15 protein-coding genes are annotated in these 15901 nt (G+C 50.3%); 9 read left to right on the top strand and 6 right to left on the bottom strand.

Annotated elements, in window-relative coordinates; genetic code table 11:
• Nucleotide 1 precedes the first annotated feature (1 nt).
• A complete protein-coding gene (locus A7K91_RS03905; protein ID WP_068679870.1) occupies nt 2-1534 on the bottom strand; it encodes a spore germination protein in 1533 nt (510 codons plus the stop codon).
• Nucleotides 1535-1664: 130 nt separating this feature from the next.
• Here A7K91_RS03905 and A7K91_RS03900 point away from each other — a divergent pair, with 130 nt between their 5' ends.
• Nucleotides 1665-2600 carry a DMT family transporter gene (locus A7K91_RS03900; protein ID WP_068679868.1) on the top strand — a complete coding sequence of 312 codons (936 nt, stop codon included), beginning with the start codon at nt 1665-1667 and terminating at the stop codon, nt 2598-2600.
• A gap of 76 nt (nt 2601-2676) precedes the next feature.
• Nucleotides 2677-3090 carry a VOC family protein gene (locus A7K91_RS03895; protein WP_068679866.1) on the top strand — a complete coding sequence of 138 codons (414 nt, stop codon included), beginning with the start codon at nt 2677-2679 and terminating at the stop codon, nt 3088-3090.
• 74 nt (nt 3091-3164) lie between these two features.
• On the opposite strand, the gene A7K91_RS03890 is transcribed toward A7K91_RS03895, so the two are convergent.
• A complete protein-coding gene (locus A7K91_RS03890) occupies nt 3165-3323 on the bottom strand; it encodes an asparagine synthase (RefSeq protein ID WP_068679864.1) in 159 nt (52 codons plus the stop codon).
• Between the two features lie 186 nt (nt 3324-3509).
• On the opposite strand from A7K91_RS03890, the gene A7K91_RS03885 reads away from it, so the two are divergent.
• Nucleotides 3510-4379, top strand: a complete 870-nt coding sequence (locus A7K91_RS03885; RefSeq protein ID WP_156739302.1) for an SDR family oxidoreductase — start codon at nt 3510-3512, stop codon at nt 4377-4379.
• Between the two features lie 370 nt (nt 4380-4749).
• On the opposite strand, the gene A7K91_RS03880 is transcribed toward A7K91_RS03885, so the two are convergent.
• Complete coding sequence (locus tag A7K91_RS03880; protein ID WP_068679862.1) at nt 4750-5634, bottom strand: SDR family oxidoreductase; 885 nt, start codon at nt 5632-5634, stop codon at nt 4750-4752.
• A 168-nt stretch (nt 5635-5802) separates the two neighbouring features.
• Between A7K91_RS03880 and A7K91_RS03875 the strand changes: the two genes are divergently transcribed.
• The 6 genes from A7K91_RS03875 to A7K91_RS03850 all read left to right on the top strand — a co-directional run bounded on the left by A7K91_RS03875 (nt 5803) and on the right by A7K91_RS03850 (nt 12811).
• Entirely contained in the window at nt 5803-6798 is a 996-nt protein-coding gene (locus tag A7K91_RS03875; RefSeq protein WP_068679860.1) for a helix-turn-helix transcriptional regulator, read from the top strand.
• Nucleotides 6799-6834: 36 nt separating this feature from the next.
• Nucleotides 6835-8079 (top strand): aminopeptidase, encoded by a 1245-nt coding sequence (locus tag A7K91_RS03870; protein WP_068679858.1) that lies wholly within the window; start codon nt 6835-6837, stop codon nt 8077-8079.
• 119 nt (nt 8080-8198) lie between these two features.
• Nucleotides 8199-9251, top strand: a complete 1053-nt coding sequence (gene desA / locus A7K91_RS03865; RefSeq protein WP_068679856.1) for a Delta(5) desaturase DesA — start codon at nt 8199-8201, stop codon at nt 9249-9251.
• 133 nt (nt 9252-9384) lie between these two features.
• A complete protein-coding gene (locus tag A7K91_RS03860; protein WP_068679854.1) occupies nt 9385-10563 on the top strand; it encodes a sensor histidine kinase in 1179 nt (392 codons plus the stop codon).
• A complete protein-coding gene (locus A7K91_RS03855) occupies nt 10560-11162 on the top strand; it encodes a response regulator transcription factor (protein ID WP_068679852.1) in 603 nt (200 codons plus the stop codon). The genes A7K91_RS03860 and A7K91_RS03855 overlap by 4 nt, the downstream gene beginning before the upstream one ends.
• Before the next feature lie 140 nt (nt 11163-11302).
• The gene (locus A7K91_RS03850) at nt 11303-12811 is read left to right on the top strand and encodes an ABC transporter substrate-binding protein (protein ID WP_068679851.1); all 1509 of its coding nucleotides are present in this window, start codon (nt 11303-11305) and stop codon (nt 12809-12811) included.
• A gap of 147 nt (nt 12812-12958) precedes the next feature.
• Here A7K91_RS03850 and A7K91_RS03845 read toward each other — a convergent pair whose 3' ends face one another.
• The 3 genes from A7K91_RS03845 to A7K91_RS03835 all read right to left on the bottom strand — a co-directional run bounded on the left by A7K91_RS03845 (nt 12959) and on the right by A7K91_RS03835 (nt 15869).
• The gene (locus A7K91_RS03845; RefSeq protein WP_068679849.1) at nt 12959-13924 is read right to left on the bottom strand and encodes an acetylxylan esterase; all 966 of its coding nucleotides are present in this window, start codon (nt 13922-13924) and stop codon (nt 12959-12961) included.
• A gap of 104 nt (nt 13925-14028) precedes the next feature.
• Entirely contained in the window at nt 14029-14901 is an 873-nt protein-coding gene (locus A7K91_RS03840; RefSeq protein WP_068679846.1) for a tetratricopeptide repeat protein, read from the bottom strand.
• Nucleotides 14902-14903: 2 nt separating this feature from the next.
• On the bottom strand, nt 14904-15869 hold the full coding sequence (locus A7K91_RS03835) for an ATP-binding protein (RefSeq protein WP_068679844.1): 966 nt from the start codon (nt 15867-15869) through the stop codon (nt 14904-14906).
• Nucleotides 15870-15901 lie beyond the last annotated feature (32 nt).

Raw genomic sequence — 15901 nt, 5'->3', positions numbered from 1 at the left:
ATCAACCTCTTTTCCGCCTGGAGGGCTTGCCGGTATTGTCTATGCCCTGCCGCATCAAGTTGCTGATACCATTGGACTTTGGCCGTGTGCGCATGAATGGCCAAGGAGTCCGGTACAAGGTGTCTTTCAGATCGTTCCCGATATACGGTCCGAACGGACTCATATAAGGGACGCCGAACGAACGCAGCCCGGTCAAGTGGATCGTTACCATAATGAGGCCGATCAATACGCCGTAAAGACCAAAGCTTGCGGCCAGCGCCATCAACCCAAAGCGAATGATGCGTACAGAGATGGACAAGCCGTTTTCGGGGATGACGTAGCTGGATATGGCAGTGATTGATACGATAATGACCATCGCAGCGGAAACAACCCCTGCGTCAACAGCGGCTTGTCCAATAACCAGCGTGCCGACGATGGATACCGCCTGCCCCACGGTTTTGGGAATGCGAACGCCGGCCTCGCGCAATATTTCATAGGTCAGCTCCATAAGCAAAGCTTCGATAAAAGCCGGAAATGGTACGCCCTCTCGCTGGGCGGCTATGCTGATGAGCAGCCTTGTAGGCAGCATCTCCTGATGAAAGGTAGATATAGCAATATAGAAGGAGGGCGCCAGCATCGCGATAAAAAAGGACAGGTAGCGAATCAGGCGCAGCAGAGTGCTAATATCAGCTCTTTGATAATAATCCTCGGCTGACTGGAAAAAATGGACGAACAAGGCCGGCACAACAAGCACAAACGGCGTTCCGTCCACCAAAATGGCAATGCGGCCTTCCAGCAGAGCTCCGGCGATTGTGTCAGGGCGCTCGCTATTGTACACGGTGGGGAATACGGTTCGGCGGGTATCCTGAATAAACTCCTCGATATAGCCGCTTTCCAAAACAGCGTCTATATCGATTTTGTCCAGCCGTCTGCCAACCTCTGCAACGATTTCGGGGTCGGCCAGGTTTTTGATGTACATGACGGCAATATCGGTTTTGCTGACCCTTCCGATTTCCCGGGACTCTATCCACAGAGAGGGGTCCTTGATCCGTCTGCGCACCAAGGTGATATTGGTACGAAGGTTTTCATTAAAGCCCTCCATGGGGCCGCGGACGACCGACTGCGATTGGGGCTCGGTAATGTTCCGGTCCTCGCGGCCAACGGCTCCTATTTTCCAGGCTTCGGGCCTGCCGTCCAGAAGCAGCAGCACATTGCCCGACAGCAAATCCGTAAACAGCCGATCCATAGCGTCGATACGGTGAACATCGCCGGCTATGAGCACCTCATGCAGTAGATAATGAATAAATTCATCGCCATCCGTTCTTTCGTCAAACTCTTGTTCGGAAATGAGCGAGGGGAAAATAGAGCCGTGCAGCAATTGCTTGTCAATCAGCCCATCGATATAGATAAGCGCGGCGGGCCACCTTTTCAGACATTGAAACTCTTTTATGATCAGGTCCTGGCAGTTTCCCATCGTTTCCCGGATATATTCAATATTGTCGCGCAGGCTTTCTGCAAGGTGCTGACGCTCCTCTGTTTCAAGGGCTTCCGCCATGACTGATACCTCCTGTCGCACAGTCTGCAATGACGTTAGCGTACCCAGAAAAGATTCCCATTATGTCATATGACGCTATCCGCTTTTATGTTATAATTTCCGTTATTCATCAGAGAGAGGAACTGCTGCTGTGAACAACCGTCTTTATTTTGGCAATGCCAAAATCGTTGCTTTAATTGCGACCTTGTGCTGCGCTTTGTGGGGAAGCGCTTATCCATCCATTAAGCTGGGATACGAATGGTTTGCAATAGAGGCTGCCGACATTCCATCCAAATATGTGTTTGCAGGCTACCGCTTTGTATTGGCCGGAGCGCTGCTGCTTATACTGGCCAGATTGACCGGAAAGCGCGTATTTTCCCTGTCCCGCCAGGAAATAGGGAGCCTCGCTGTTTTGGGCTTTGTGCAAACCGCCGTGCAATATCTATTTTTTTATATTGGCGTTTCCAATACAACCGGGGTCAAAGGCTCCATTATGAACTCCACAACAACTTTTTTTAGTGTTGTTTTAGCCCATTATCTTTACAAAAACGATAAATTGGGCCGAAACAAGCTGCTGGGCTGCCTGCTCGGTTTCGCCGGCGTGGTGGTCGTTAATTTTCATCAGGACTTGCTGACTTTTTCCTTTTCCATGACGGGTGAAGGCTTTATTGTTATTGCTGCCTTTGTTTTTTCGGTGTCGGCTATCTATGCCAAGGCGTTAACGAAACGTTTGGATGTTATGCTTATAACGGGCTACAGCTTGTTCCTCGGGGGTGTCGTATTGACTGTGCTTGGCCTGGGTATGGGCGGAAGCGTCACCCATTTTACCCCGGCATCGACGAGCATTCTGATTTATTTGGCCTTGCTCTCATCCATTGCCTTTTGCCTGTGGAATGTGTTGCTGAAGTACAATAAAGTAGGCCAGGTGTCGGTATACAATTTCCTGATTCCTGTATTCGGCACGCTGCTGTCGGGGCTTTTGCTGGGAGAGACGGTGCTGGAGCTTAAAAACCTGATTGCATTGGTATTTGTGTCATTCGGCATATTTTTGGTCTATCGGGAAAAGCCGCCATTGGAGCGAGCCTAGCGTTTAGCTCATAAAAAGGGGCCGAATATGGTAAACTGAGGAGGCAAGCAACCTGACCTAATAGGAGAGTGCAGCTGTGGCCATCAACACTTATCTCAATTTTAAAGGGAATACCCGGGAAGCTGTAGAGTTTTACGCAAGCGTGTTTGGGGTTGAGGTGCCGGAGATTATGACGTTTGGACAAGCGCCGCAGAATCCCGACCATCCGCTGCCGGAAGGCATGGAAAATGGGGTCATGCATGCCCGTCTTGATGTTGCGGGAGGCACGCTTATGTTTTCCGATACATTCCCGAACATGCCTTTGACGTTTGGCGACAACATTAGCCTTGTGCTCAACTTAAGCAATCAGGATGAAGTGACGATGTATTACAACCGCTTGAAGGATGGCGGCAATGTCCAAATGGAATTGCAGGAAACGTTCTGGAGCAAATCCTATGGCATAGTAAAGGATAAATTCGGCATTACCTGGCAGGTTAGCCTGGAAGCATAACAACTATAAATGATTAGAGGCCGTTCCGAAACAGCGATTGCTGCCGGAACGGCCTTTTCATGTTGCCGCCAAACCTAACGATGCTCCACCAGATCGATGGCTCCCAGAATGATATGAGCCAGGCCAAACCCGAGAACGCCTGTACCAACTAGCTTGTACCTGCTTTTCATCAATGAGGCCCCGCCGGCCGACACTACAGCTCCAAGAACAGTAGGAATCAAACCTTCGCGCATAGTATTCACTCCTTACAGTTTTGTTTGGCAAGACACAGCTTAGTATTCCATCCCTATATGGGCGTATGCACGCGCTTATTGCCGGTGGGATGACACATATCTCCATGCAGCATGTTTGAGGAACGGGAGGGGTATAGTACCAAATGGATCATTCGGAGTATACATGCGAAGGAGCGTAACGTAACAATGAGTCAAACACCGGAGAAAAAGCAAGTGCTGCCGCCGCAAAACCAAAATCGTCAGCCTGGCATCGAGTCAGAGATGAACCCCCGGCCAGCGTTCCAATCGCCTAGCTACAAGGCTGCCGGAAAGCTTGCGGGCAAAACGGCGATTATTACTGGAGGGGACAGCGGTATTGGCCGGGCTGTCGCCGTTGCGTTCGCGATGGAAGGAGCCTCGCTCTGCATAGCCTATAAGGACGAGCATCAGGATGCGGAGGAAACCAAAAAATTGATCGAGGGCCATGGGGGAGCCTGTCTTCTCGTACCGGGAGATATAGGTGATGAAGCCTTTGGAGGACAGCTTGCGAAAGCTGCTGTGGACCGGTTCGGCAAGCTGGATATTCTCGTCAATAATGCAGCCGAGCAGCATGTACGAAAAAGTCTGACGGATATTACGCCCCAGCAATTGCAGGCGACCTTCCGCACCAATGTATTCGGCATGTTTTATACAACGATTGCCGCATTGCCTCACCTGACTCCCGGGAGCAGTATTATCAATACGGCTTCCATTACGGCTTACAAGGGCAATCCGGGCTTGATTGATTATTCCGCAACAAAAGGAGCGGTGGTTTCCTTCACCCGCGCGCTTGCAGCCAATTTGGCGGGAGGCGGTATTCGCGTTAACGGAGTTGCTCCGGGGCCAATCTGGACGCCCCTTATTCCGGCGAGCTTTGACGCACAGGCGGTCTCCCGGTTTGGCTCCGATACGCCGATGGGCAGACCGGGCCAGCCCTATGAGCTGGCTGCGGCCTATGTTTACCTGGCTTGCGACGATTCCAGCTACATGTCGGGCCAAGTGCTCCACATCAACGGCGGCGAACCAGTCAACGGCTAGCCTACAAATCAAAATTCAAAAAGTTCGGTTCACAGTGCCAAGAAGATGGCAAGAAGCTAGAAATAGAGGACCGGAGCTTAGTGAGAGCTAAGTGAGGACCGGATATTTCGGCTGAATGCCATATTCGCCGCCGGCCATGCCGCCAGGCATGACCCGCAATGTGAGGCGGACTTTTTGAATGTCCGGTTACAAATCAAAATTCAAAAAGTTCGGTTCACAGTGCCAAGAAGATGGCAAGAAGCTAGAAATGGAGTAGCGCAGCTTAGTGGGAGCTAAGTGAGCAACGGACATTTCGGCTGAATGCCATATTCGCCGCCGGCCATGCCGCCAGGCATGACCCGCAATGTGAGGCGGACTTTTTGAATTACCTCTAAAGGGTTTTGGAGTAGTTGCCCCAGTGGGGATGCCTCCCATCCACATCCTCTATGCCGTACATGTCGCTAAGGGTCCAGCTTGGCAGAACAGTGCCGCTATGCTTGTTATATGCCGGGTCGGCTGCCAGCGCGGCGATGCCTCTGCCGATAAAAAATGGCGTTTCGGATTCCGCAAAATGCTGGCTGTCCGGCATCCCGCCCGTAACAGCATCGCGCCAATTAGCCTCCGTAACGCCAAAATGCTCCAGCATTTCCTCCGAGCGCAGAAACCCTGGCGTTACGGCCAGCGCTGATACTCCGCTGTCGGCCAGATCGCTGGACATGCTTTCCGCCAGATGAATAGGAGATATTTTGGCCAGGCTGTAATAGAGGTTGCCCCGGTAACGGTAGTCGATACCGTCAGTTACCTCGATAATGAGCCCTTTTCCTCTTGCGATCATCAGGGGAGCGGCGTAAAACGATGTAATCATATGCGCCTTAACAGCCCTATCCTGTGCGAGAAGACCGTTTTCCAGGGAATGCTCCCAGAAGCGCTTGCCCCATTGAATCAGCTTTTCGCCTCCCCAGATGTTGTTAACGAGCAAATCCAGCTGGCCATTTTGCTCTTCGCGGATAATTGAAATCAAGCGCTCTACGTTTTCTGGAATGGTGTGGTCGACCGCAACGGCGATGCCTTTTCCTCCTGCCGCGGTGACCAGCTCCGCTGTTTGTTGAATGGTTTCTTCGCGGTTCAGGTCGGAACGCTGCTCCGTTGTGCTTCGGCCTGTGCAATATACGGTTGCTCCCGCGGCTCCCAGGCTTATGGCGATGCCTCTCCCGGCGCCTCTGGTTGCTCCTGCCACCAAAGCCACCCGATCCTGTAAAGGTTTGCTTGCTGTCATGTTTTTCGCTCCTTTGCTATTTGTATCATAGGGGACTAAAGACGGCGTATGTGCCGTTTTCATCTCTTGTTCAAGTATAAAGGGGATAAGATGACATCTATTGTCATCATTGGTTGTTATAATTAAGAGAAGGCTGCAATGTTGTTTGACGCAGGGGGAGAGTGTTTTATGTCGGCGTCCAGATTGTTATCCATTGTTTTATTTCTGCAAAATGAAGGAAAGTTATCGGCGCAGCAATTGTCGGAGCGGCTGGAGGTTTCCAAGAGGACGATTTTACGGGATATGGAGGATTTAAGCTCTGCAGGCATTCCGGTTTATTCGGAGCGGGGACCAAACGGAGGATGGCGGCTGACGGAGGGCTACCGCACTAGCCTGACTGGAATGCATGCCGGGGAATTGGCGGCGCTGCTCCTGTCGAGCCATGCGGGACCAATTAACGATTTAGGCCGGCAGGGCGAGCTGGAGTCCGCTCTGCAAAAGCTGCTTGCCGCGTCCACGGAAGCGGCGCGAGCCAGCGCGGCTGCGGCAAGAAGCAAGCTTCATATCGACGGTGCGGGCTGGCATGACGGAAAGGGCTTGCCGCAGGGACAGGGACAACGACTGTTGAGCATCATACAGGAGGCTGTCTGGGAAGAACGGCGTCTTAGGCTTACCTCGCTTCGGAATGACGAACCTGTGGACAGGGTTGTTCATCCGTTAGGGCTTGTGGTGAAGCGGGGCGTATGGTATCTGGTTGCAGCGCTTGAGACAGATGAAGCTCCGAAGCATGATGATGAAGCGGTCTTGCGGACCTTTCGTATCGAACGTCTGGTGGATGCCGAAGCAGAAAAAGGAGCTTGCATAATCCCGCAGGGCTTTTCACTGAGTGAATATTGGGAGTCTTCGCTGAAGCAGTTTAAGGAGCGGCTCCCCCGCATCCCCGGCAAGGTCAGAGTAACGAAGGAGGCGCTTCAACTGCTGGAGGGAGACCGTTATACAGAAATAGGACAGGTTACTTCTTTGCTGCAGGAAGACTGGCTGGAAGCGCAAATAACGTTCCAAAGCCTTGACAATGCCAGGCGGCTTGCCCTGTCCTGCGGAGCTGGAATCGAAGTGCTTGAACCTGAGGAGCTGCGGATGCTTGTGGCGGATGAAATCAGGCGGGCAACAGTGTTATACTGGTAAGATTCCATGTCTATAATTAAGGAGATGTATGTACATATGACAGCAACAGTAAAAGCAAAACAGCATTTTGAAAAATATGCCGAGCTGATCGTGCGCACAGGCGTTAATGTTCAGAAGGGCCAAGAGGTATTTCTCGCCGGGGCCTCCATCGAAATCGCGGACTTGGTGCGCGTCATCGTAGCCAAGGCATACGAGGCGGGAGCAAGCAATGTTCATGTGGACTGGATGGACGAAACGGTTTCAAGACTAAAATATGAACATGCGGATGAAAGCACGCTGTCCAGATTTCCGGCATGGGAGACGCTGAAGCGCAATACCTTTGTGGAAAACGGCGCCGCCTTTATTTCCATTACGTCCTCCAGCCCGGATTTGCTTAAGGGCATCCCCTCCGGCAAAATTTCGGCCTACCAGAAAGCGGCGGGCGCAGGACTGAAGGAGTTCCGCCAAGCCGTTCAAGCCGATAAGGTTAGCTGGACGGTTGTGGCGGCGGCCGGAAGCGAGTGGGCGAAAAAGGTATTTCCAAACCTGCCTGCCGAAGAGGCGGTGGAGCGTTTGTGGAGCGCTATCTTCGATTCGGTTCGGCTGCATACGGCCGATCCCGTTCAGGAGTGGGTGAAGCATAACGAAACGCTGCATAGCAAAGCCGAAATTTTGAACAAGCTGCGTTTCAAAAGCTTGCATTATACCGCGCCTGGCACAGATTTGACGGTTGAGCTGCATGAAAAGCATATTTGGGTCGGGGCAGGCAGCACCAATCAGGACGGTTTGGACTTTATGGCCAACATGCCGACCGAGGAAGTGTTTTCCGTACCGCTCAAAACCGGAACAAACGGCTATGTGTCCAGCACAAAGCCGCTTAGCTATGGCGGCAACATTATCGACCGCTTCAAGCTGACGTTCAAGGATGGCCGAATCATTAAGGCTGAGGCGGAGGAAGGAGAAGAAATTCTTCAGAAGCTCGTTGAAATCGACGAGGGCAGCCATTATCTGGGGGAAGTGGCGCTTGTGCCGCATTATTCTCCAATCTCGGAGTCCGGCATCCTGTTCTATAACACTCTTTTTGACGAAAATGCGTCTAATCACTTTGCCATCGGCAGCGGCTACGCGTTTAATGTGGAGGGCGGTAAAACAATGTCGGCCGAGGAGCTGGAAGCTCATGGGGTCAACGCCAGCATTACGCATAACGACTTCATGATTGGCTCCGCCGATATGGATATCGACGGCATTCAGCATGACGGCACGGTTGTTCCGGTATTCCGCAAGGGCAACTGGGCCATATAGAGGGGTAAGACAGGAGCCCATATGACATTTGTCATATGGGTTCTTTGACGTTTATGACTGTTTCCTGCCTTGTCCTGCCCCTACAATAAAAGTATAAGGCAGGATCGGGAGGAATAGCGATGTCAGAATTGAAGCAAACCCATTTGAAAAAAAGTGTGGCCCCTTATGAAAAAACGAATATTGCAATCAGCATAAGGCAAATAGGCAATACTCTTTTGCCGCTTGTGCTGCTGTGGGCGGCTGCTTATGCAAGTCTTTCGGTATCCTATTGGCTTACGCTTTTATTCGCCATACCGGCTTCGGCCTTTGTTGTGCGCACCTTTATCATTTTTCATGATTGCTGCCATGGATCGTTTTTCCAAAGCAAACGGGCTAACGACATTATGGGAATCATTACTGGGGTTTTGACGCTGGTGCCTTATCAGCAGTGGAAAAATGCACACGGCATCCATCATGCAACAAGCAGCAATCTGGATAAACGCGGAGTTGGGGATTTATGGATTCTGACCATTAACGAATACGAGGCGTTGACGCCTTTCCGCAAATTTATATATCGGGCTTATCGAAATCCGCTGGTTATGTTTGGACTTGGCCCAATTGCCGTATTTATTGTGCAATATCGCTTTAATCGCAAGGGAGCTAAGCGCAAGGAACGCTTGAATACGTATCTAATGAACATTCTGATCGTAGGTTTCTATGCCCTTATGTGTCTGACACTGGGCTGGCAATCCTTTTTGCTGGTGCAATTCCCGGTTTTCTATTTGGCGGGAGCTATGGGGATTTGGCTGTTCTACGTCCAGCATCAGTTCGAGGAATCTTATTTTGAGCACAATGACGAGTGGAGCTATGTGCTGGCGGCTGTGGAAGGCAGCTCCTATTACAAGCTGCCGAAGCTACTGCAATGGCTGACTGGCAATATTGGTTACCATCACGTTCATCATCTGGCTCCGAAGGTGCCCAACTATTATTTGGAGCATGCGCACGAGTCTACTCCTCCATTGCAAAAGGCAACAACCATTAATATTCGCCAAAGTCTGGAAAGCCTGCGCTTTCGGCTTTGGGATGAAGATAGAAAAATCTTTGTCAGCTTTCGGGACGCGAGGCGCCATCGTATGGCAAAGAGTAAGGAGCTTGTAAGGGGCGCCGTTTTTACGAAGCCCAAGGCAGGTTAAGGGAAGCTCGGTTAAGCGGGGTGTGAGAGCGGCGAAAGCATTAATGCCGACTTCTGTTGTGTCTTTGCATCTGTGAAGCTGATTGATGTACGTTATGCTACAATAGAGGCAAAGACAGGCAGGGGGGACTACCGTGAACAAATGGCATCAGATTTTCAGTCGCAGCACGGGGCTTAGTCCTTATGTATGGCTGGTTTTTTATATTTTGCCCTTTTACTTTATTTTTCGCTCATCCTCAACGCCGGAGGTTGTATCCGGCATCGTTATGATTATTTTGTTTTTTGCCTGTTATCGCTTTGCCTTTATGTCAAAAGGGTGGCTGGTTTATTTCTGGACCAGCCTGCAAATTGTTTTGTCCATTGCGATGACTTTATTGTTCAGCTATGTTTATTTTTCGATATTTCTTGCTTTTTTTATAGGCCAAATCAGCAATCGCAAAGGCTTTTTTATTCTTTACGGCATTCATCTGGCCAGCACCTTTGCTACGGTCAATTATGGCTTTGTGACGCGCAGCCCGTTATTTTTTACTCAGTTTCCGTTTATTCTGATCTGCCTGATTGTCATCATTCTTCTTCCGTTCAACACCTACAATCAGAAAAAGCAGGGAATGCTTGAGGGACAGCTGAAGGATGCCAACAAACGGATCGACGAGCTGGTCAAGCTGGAGGAAAGGCAGCGCATTGCGCGGGATTTGCACGATACGCTTGGTCAGAAGCTTTCTCTCATCGGCCTGAAAAGCGATTTGGCGGCCAAGCTAATGAATAGAAATCCGGTTCAGGCGCTTGCTGAAATTCGCGATGTTCAGCAGACTGCGCGGGCTGCCCTGAAGGAGGTCCGCGAAATGGTGACGGAAATGCGTGGCGCACGACTGGACGAGGAGCTGCGGCGAGTCTCGGAAATGCTGGAGGCGGCGGATATAACATGCGAAATAACGGGAGAGTCGGCATTGGGTAAAACAACGCTTTTGGCCGAAAATGTGCTGAGCATGTGTCTGAAGGAAGCGATAAACAATGTGGTCAAGCATAGCGGCGCAAGGCATTGCCGAATAAGTATCGCATCCATTGCCCAGGAGCTTGTTTTAACTGTGAAGGATGACGGAACCGGTATGGAAAACGGCCGGAGCTATGTGTATGGCAACGGTTTGCTTGGCATGAAGGAAAGACTCGAATTTGTTAATGGAAGTTTGGAGTTATCTCCTGCCGGAGAGTGGCATCCTCACGCCAAAGCTAGCGGCGACGGCAGAGTTGGAACAAAGGTTTCGATCAAGGTGCCGCACGCGCTTGCCGGATCGGGAAGGAGGAGAGGCAGATGATTTCAATCGTAATTGCCGAGGATCAGCGAATGCTGCTTGGAGCGTTGGCCTCGCTTCTGGAGCTGGAGCCCGATATGACGGTTGTGGGCTGCGCTGCTAATGGGGAAGAGGCGTTAGAGCTTGTTGGGAAACATAAGCCTGATATTTGCATTATGGATATCGAAATGCCGGTCATGAGCGGTTTGGAGGCGGCGGAGCAGCTAAAGGGCGACTGCAAGGTCATTATTTTGACCACGTTTGCAAGATCGGGTTATTTTGAACGGGCTATTAAAGCAGGAGTTAGCGCATATATGCTGAAGGACAGCCCCAGCGAGGAGCTGGCGGGCACTATTCGCAGCGTGATGGCAGGACGGCGCGTATATGCGCCTGAGCTAATGGATGAAGCCTATGGCGCGGGCGGTGACAATCCCCTTACGGAACGGGAGAAGGAAGTATTGGGCCTGGTGGCCACCGGGAAAAATACGAAGCAAATTGCCAGCGAGCTTTATTTGACGACGGGTACGGTTCGCAATTATATTTCCGTTATTCTGGATAAGCTGGGCGTCAGCAACCGGATCGAAGCGATTACTCGCTTTAAGGAAAAAGGCTGGTTTAAATAGGACTGCATTTACCGTTCTCAATCAGGGGGGCGGATTTTTTTTGTGGACTGTACTGCAACCTTTTCCATTTTTAAAACGTATAGCTATATGGTACATACTGGAGAGTTTGTAAACTCATAAAAAAGGGGAGAGCATAGGATATGAATAAAGCTTTGCAAAAAGTAGTGCCTGCCGTGCTGCTGACTTCGGTGCTTGCAGGTTGCAGCTTTGGGAGCGGTGGAGCAGAGGATCCCAATAAGGAAAAGGTTCTAAAGGTCATGTATTACGATGAACGGGCATTTAATCAGACCTATGGCATGTTGTACAGCGCATTGCATCCCAATGTTAATATTGAGGTGGTTTCTACCCAAAACCTTTATCGCGGCTCTAATAATAACGAGGAAGGCGAGGAGTTTGATTACGATAAAGCGTTCGCCAAGCTGATCGAGGATGAAAAGCCGGATGTTTTAATTCTGGATAGCCCCCAACAATACGAACAAATGTCGCAGGATGGCAAGCTGCTTGATATGGATGCGATGATCACCAAGGATAAATATGATACCGAGGGACTTCTGACGGGCATGGTGGATTATATGAAGGAGCTCGGAGGCGGACAGCTTTACGGCATTCCAACCAGCTTCAATTCCCAGGTTATGTTTTATAATAAGAGCTTGTTTGACAAATATAGTATCCCTTATCCAACGGACAAGATGACATGGAATGATGTCATCAATTTGGCCAAGCAATTCCCGATTGATGGCGAGCCGGAGGAGCGTGTATACGGCTTGAAGGCGGGATATAGCGGAGATTTGATGGAGGTTAGCCAAATGCTCGCCGCTTCCGAGGGCATTACGTATATCATTCCGAAGAACAAGCAGCTGACGATTAACACCGACGGCTGGAAGCGCATTTTGGAAACCTCGCTGGATGCGATAAACTCCAAGGCGCTTTATTTTGAAGATCGCAACTCCTGGGGCATGGCGCGTTCTGTGAGCATGGATGATTATTATATGCAAAATCCATTCCTGGCAGGCCGACTGGCCATGACCATTGAAAACAATTGGCTGATGCAGCAGATCAAGGAAGCCCAGGAATATTCGCCAAACAAGGATCAAATCATAAGTGATTGGGATATTGTAACGGTGCCTGTCAGCGCGCAAAATCCGGATCAAAGCCCTAATATGTACTACAGCAGCATCATGGCTATATCCAAGGACTCCACCAGCCCGGATGAGGCATGGAAATTTATCTCTTATGTAACTGGCGATGAATACGCAAGGGTTAATTCAAAGGCTAGCTATAATTATAATAGTTTTCCTGTTCGGACCAAATATATCAAGGACGAGGAAGGCCGCAACTTTGAAGCCTTCTATAAGCTGAAGCCTACTAAAGAGGTTATTAATTACCGCGATTATGATAAACTGCCTACACAATTCTCCTCACTGTTCAACGAAATGATGAGAACGGAATTTACCGCTCTGCAAGACGGCAAAAAGACCGTTTCGGAAGTGCTGGAGCTGCTTCAGGTGAAGGGCGAGGAGTTGCTGGCCCAGGATTCCTGGACCGACGAAGAGATGAATAAATATTATGAAGATCTATATAAAAACCAGGAACAACAATTGAATCAAGCCGCAGGCGTAACCACCGAGGACGAGACTGCTTCCGAATAGGGCTGCCCAATTCATATTCAATTGCTTGTGATGAATTTCCGTCTGTCAAGCAAACAAGGCGTTTGTCTTCCCTTTAGAGGGAGGGCAAACGCCTTGTATTTGTATGGGTGAGCTTATCTGTCCGCTAATGCAGGATTGACGCTTTGTTTAATTTTGAAGATAATCCATAAAAAGCTGTAATCTTGGCATGATAGAACCAGGTATAAGCTCATGGCCATGGTACCGGTAAACGGCGATATCCTTGTGACACACCATATGGTTATACGTTGCAAATACGGTGGAAGGCGGCGTAATGGTATCCACAAGTCCAATTGTGATCCAGCTAAAGCAAGTGATGCGCGGCGCCAGGTTCATCAAATCGAAGTAGCTTAACGTTTCCATCGCTTTTGCTTCAATCTCAGGGCTGCCGGAGTGGCGCTTGAAATATTCATTTAGCTCCCCGTAAGGACCGTTTGGCGTCATTTCGATAGCGCGCTGGAAATGCGAAAGATAAGGATAGTCTGCAACGGCCAGCTTGGGAACGCTTGATAACGCTGCCGCAGCCAGCGTTATGGCTCCTCCTTGGCTGCCTCCCGTGACGGCGATGCGGGCGTCGTCCACTTCCGGCATGGAAGCCAATACATCGATAGCGCGAACGGCATCCATATAGACGGCCCGGTAATAATATTCCTCCTTGTCCTGAATGCCCTTGGCCATCCAACCCGAAACATGTCCATTGGAGGAAATGACATTGTCTACGCTTAGGCCATGCTGGCCTCGACACATCATTCGGAGAACGGCATAGCCTTTAAGAGCCAGATCGACTGTATCGTGGATATCGTTGTCCATACACCAGTTGTAGCCATGGTACGCGGCTATGCCCGGAAGAGGCTGAGAGCTTTCCGGCATGGCCAATATTGCTTCAATACGGGCATGATTGTAGCCCTGATAGAGGACGCGATAGACCTTGATTCCTTTTACGGGATAAGGGATTTCCGTGCGCTCGAAGGAGAGAGGAACCTCGGCCAGCTTGTCCAGCGTATCGCTCCAAAAGGCGTCAAAGTCGGGCCGTTTTGTTAGCTCGGGCTTGTAAACGCGTAGTTCCTCTAGCGGCAAATCATAGGGCTGTGCCATTTTCGCAATCATCCTTTATTCATTTATAGGTATCATAATTGCATCGATAGTGTCATCTTGCCACAAAAATGTATGCATCACAATAGCGATTTCATTAGACATGCTTACATACGCCTGCGCCATCCAAATACTTTGATGTGCACAAGCAGCTTAGTGATCCAATGCGTTGCGACATAAAGAATTAAAAAGATAAAAATAAAAGGCCTGAACACAATGGCAATTCCGATCCAGATAAGCAAAATCTGCCATGGCTTCATGCGTTGAAACCATTTGACCGGCGCAAGGAAAAGCCGATACAAGGCGTAGTTTTTTTGCAAGGCATCCAAATATTCTTCGCGGATTTGTTTGTTGGAGGGATCAAGCTTGATAGCATTACTGAGCATTTCCAGATGCTCGTCGTAATCATTGCGATGCTCGGCTGCCCACCCCAGGTAAAGATACACATGGTCGGACTCCACCTCAAGCCGCAATGCCTTGCTCGCCAATTCCCGTGAGCTTTCCGTGTTGCCCAGAAGCGCTTCCGTATAGCTCAGTGTAGCCATAAACAACGGGTTGTCAGGGTCCAACGCCAACGCGGTTAATAGCTGCTCCTTAGCCCCCGCGAACTGGCTGCGGCGATTCATGGCATTTGCCCGCAAAAAGCAATAAAAGGGCTCTTCCGGGTCAATACGCTGTGCTTCATCGAGACTGGCGTCCAGCGACTTCCAGTCGCTCATTTCGTATTTTGTTACCGATCGGACAAACCAGCCAATCCGGGATTCAGGATCGCGGCGCAGCGCTTCGCCTGACCAATGCTCGGCATCCTTGTATTGCTCCATGCGGAGGGAAACCTGCGCAAGCACCGCATAAGCGTTAGGATCATCGGGCGATTCACTAATTAGAGCCCTTGCTTCCGTCAACGCTTCGTTGTACCGCTTCCATTCAAGCAGCTTGTATATTCTGGAGTAGCGAAGCTCTTCATTTTGATGGTTAGCCATCGTTACTTCAGTCCATTCGCCTTTATATAGTCAAGCACATGCTGGTAATCCTGGTTGACATCGCTAAAGGTCGCATAGTTTTTGGCTGTAGCGAACCATTCAAGAGTGGTTGCTTTGCGTCCCTTGCTTGACTTCCTCATGTCCTCTTGAGTGATGGGCTGCAGCTCGCCGGTTTCAATACTGCGCTCCAGCGCATTCTCCACCGCGTCTTTTACGATTTGCTCCAGATCGGCGCCTGAGAAGTGACGGGTTTCCTTGGCGATTCGGGACAAATCCAGCTTTTCCATCGGCTTTCCCTTTAGTTTCAGATTCAGAATGCTTTGGCGCTCGGCCTCCTCCGGAGGCGGCACAAAAATGAGGTGATTGAAGCGCCCGGGCCGGCGCAGTGCGGAATCCAGATACCAAGGCGTATTGGTGGCTCCGATAACAAAGATGCCGTCATTAAAAGCCTTCAGCCCGTCAAGCTCAAGCAGCAATTGATTGACCAGCATTCGGTCGTGATGCTGGCGCATCGTATTGCGGCTGCCGCCAATGGCGTCAAGCTCGTCAATAAAGACGACACAGGGTTTGTTTTCTCTTGCCTTCTGGAATACATCATGGAGATTGGTTTCGCTCTGGCCTACATACATGGACAAAATAGCTTGGAGCTCTATGTGGAGAAAGTTGGCTTCGATTTCTCCGGCGATTGCGCGGGCGAGGAAGGTTTTGCCGCAGCCGGGCGGTCCAAACAGAAGCAGGCTGCCGCCAGCCTCGCGGCCATATGCGGTAAACAGCTCCGGCTGCTGCAGAGGCAATATAAAGTTCATGCGGATTTTCTTTTTGACATCCTCAAGACCGCCAACATCCTGAAACGTTTCGCCGGGCTTCTCTGTTTCCACCAAATCTTTCCCAGCCTTGTCGAATTGCAGCAGCTTTAGCTTGTTGCGGCGACGTTCCGCCAGATCATCGCGATCGTTATGGTCGGACATGGCTTTCACCCATTTCTGCTCAGTTTGGTTTT

Origin of the sequence: Paenibacillus oryzae (assembly GCF_001675045.1) — a bacterium.
Lineage (GTDB): Bacteria > Bacillota > Bacilli > Paenibacillales > Paenibacillaceae > Pristimantibacillus > Pristimantibacillus oryzae.
This window is presented reverse-complemented; position numbering and strand designations above follow the sequence as displayed.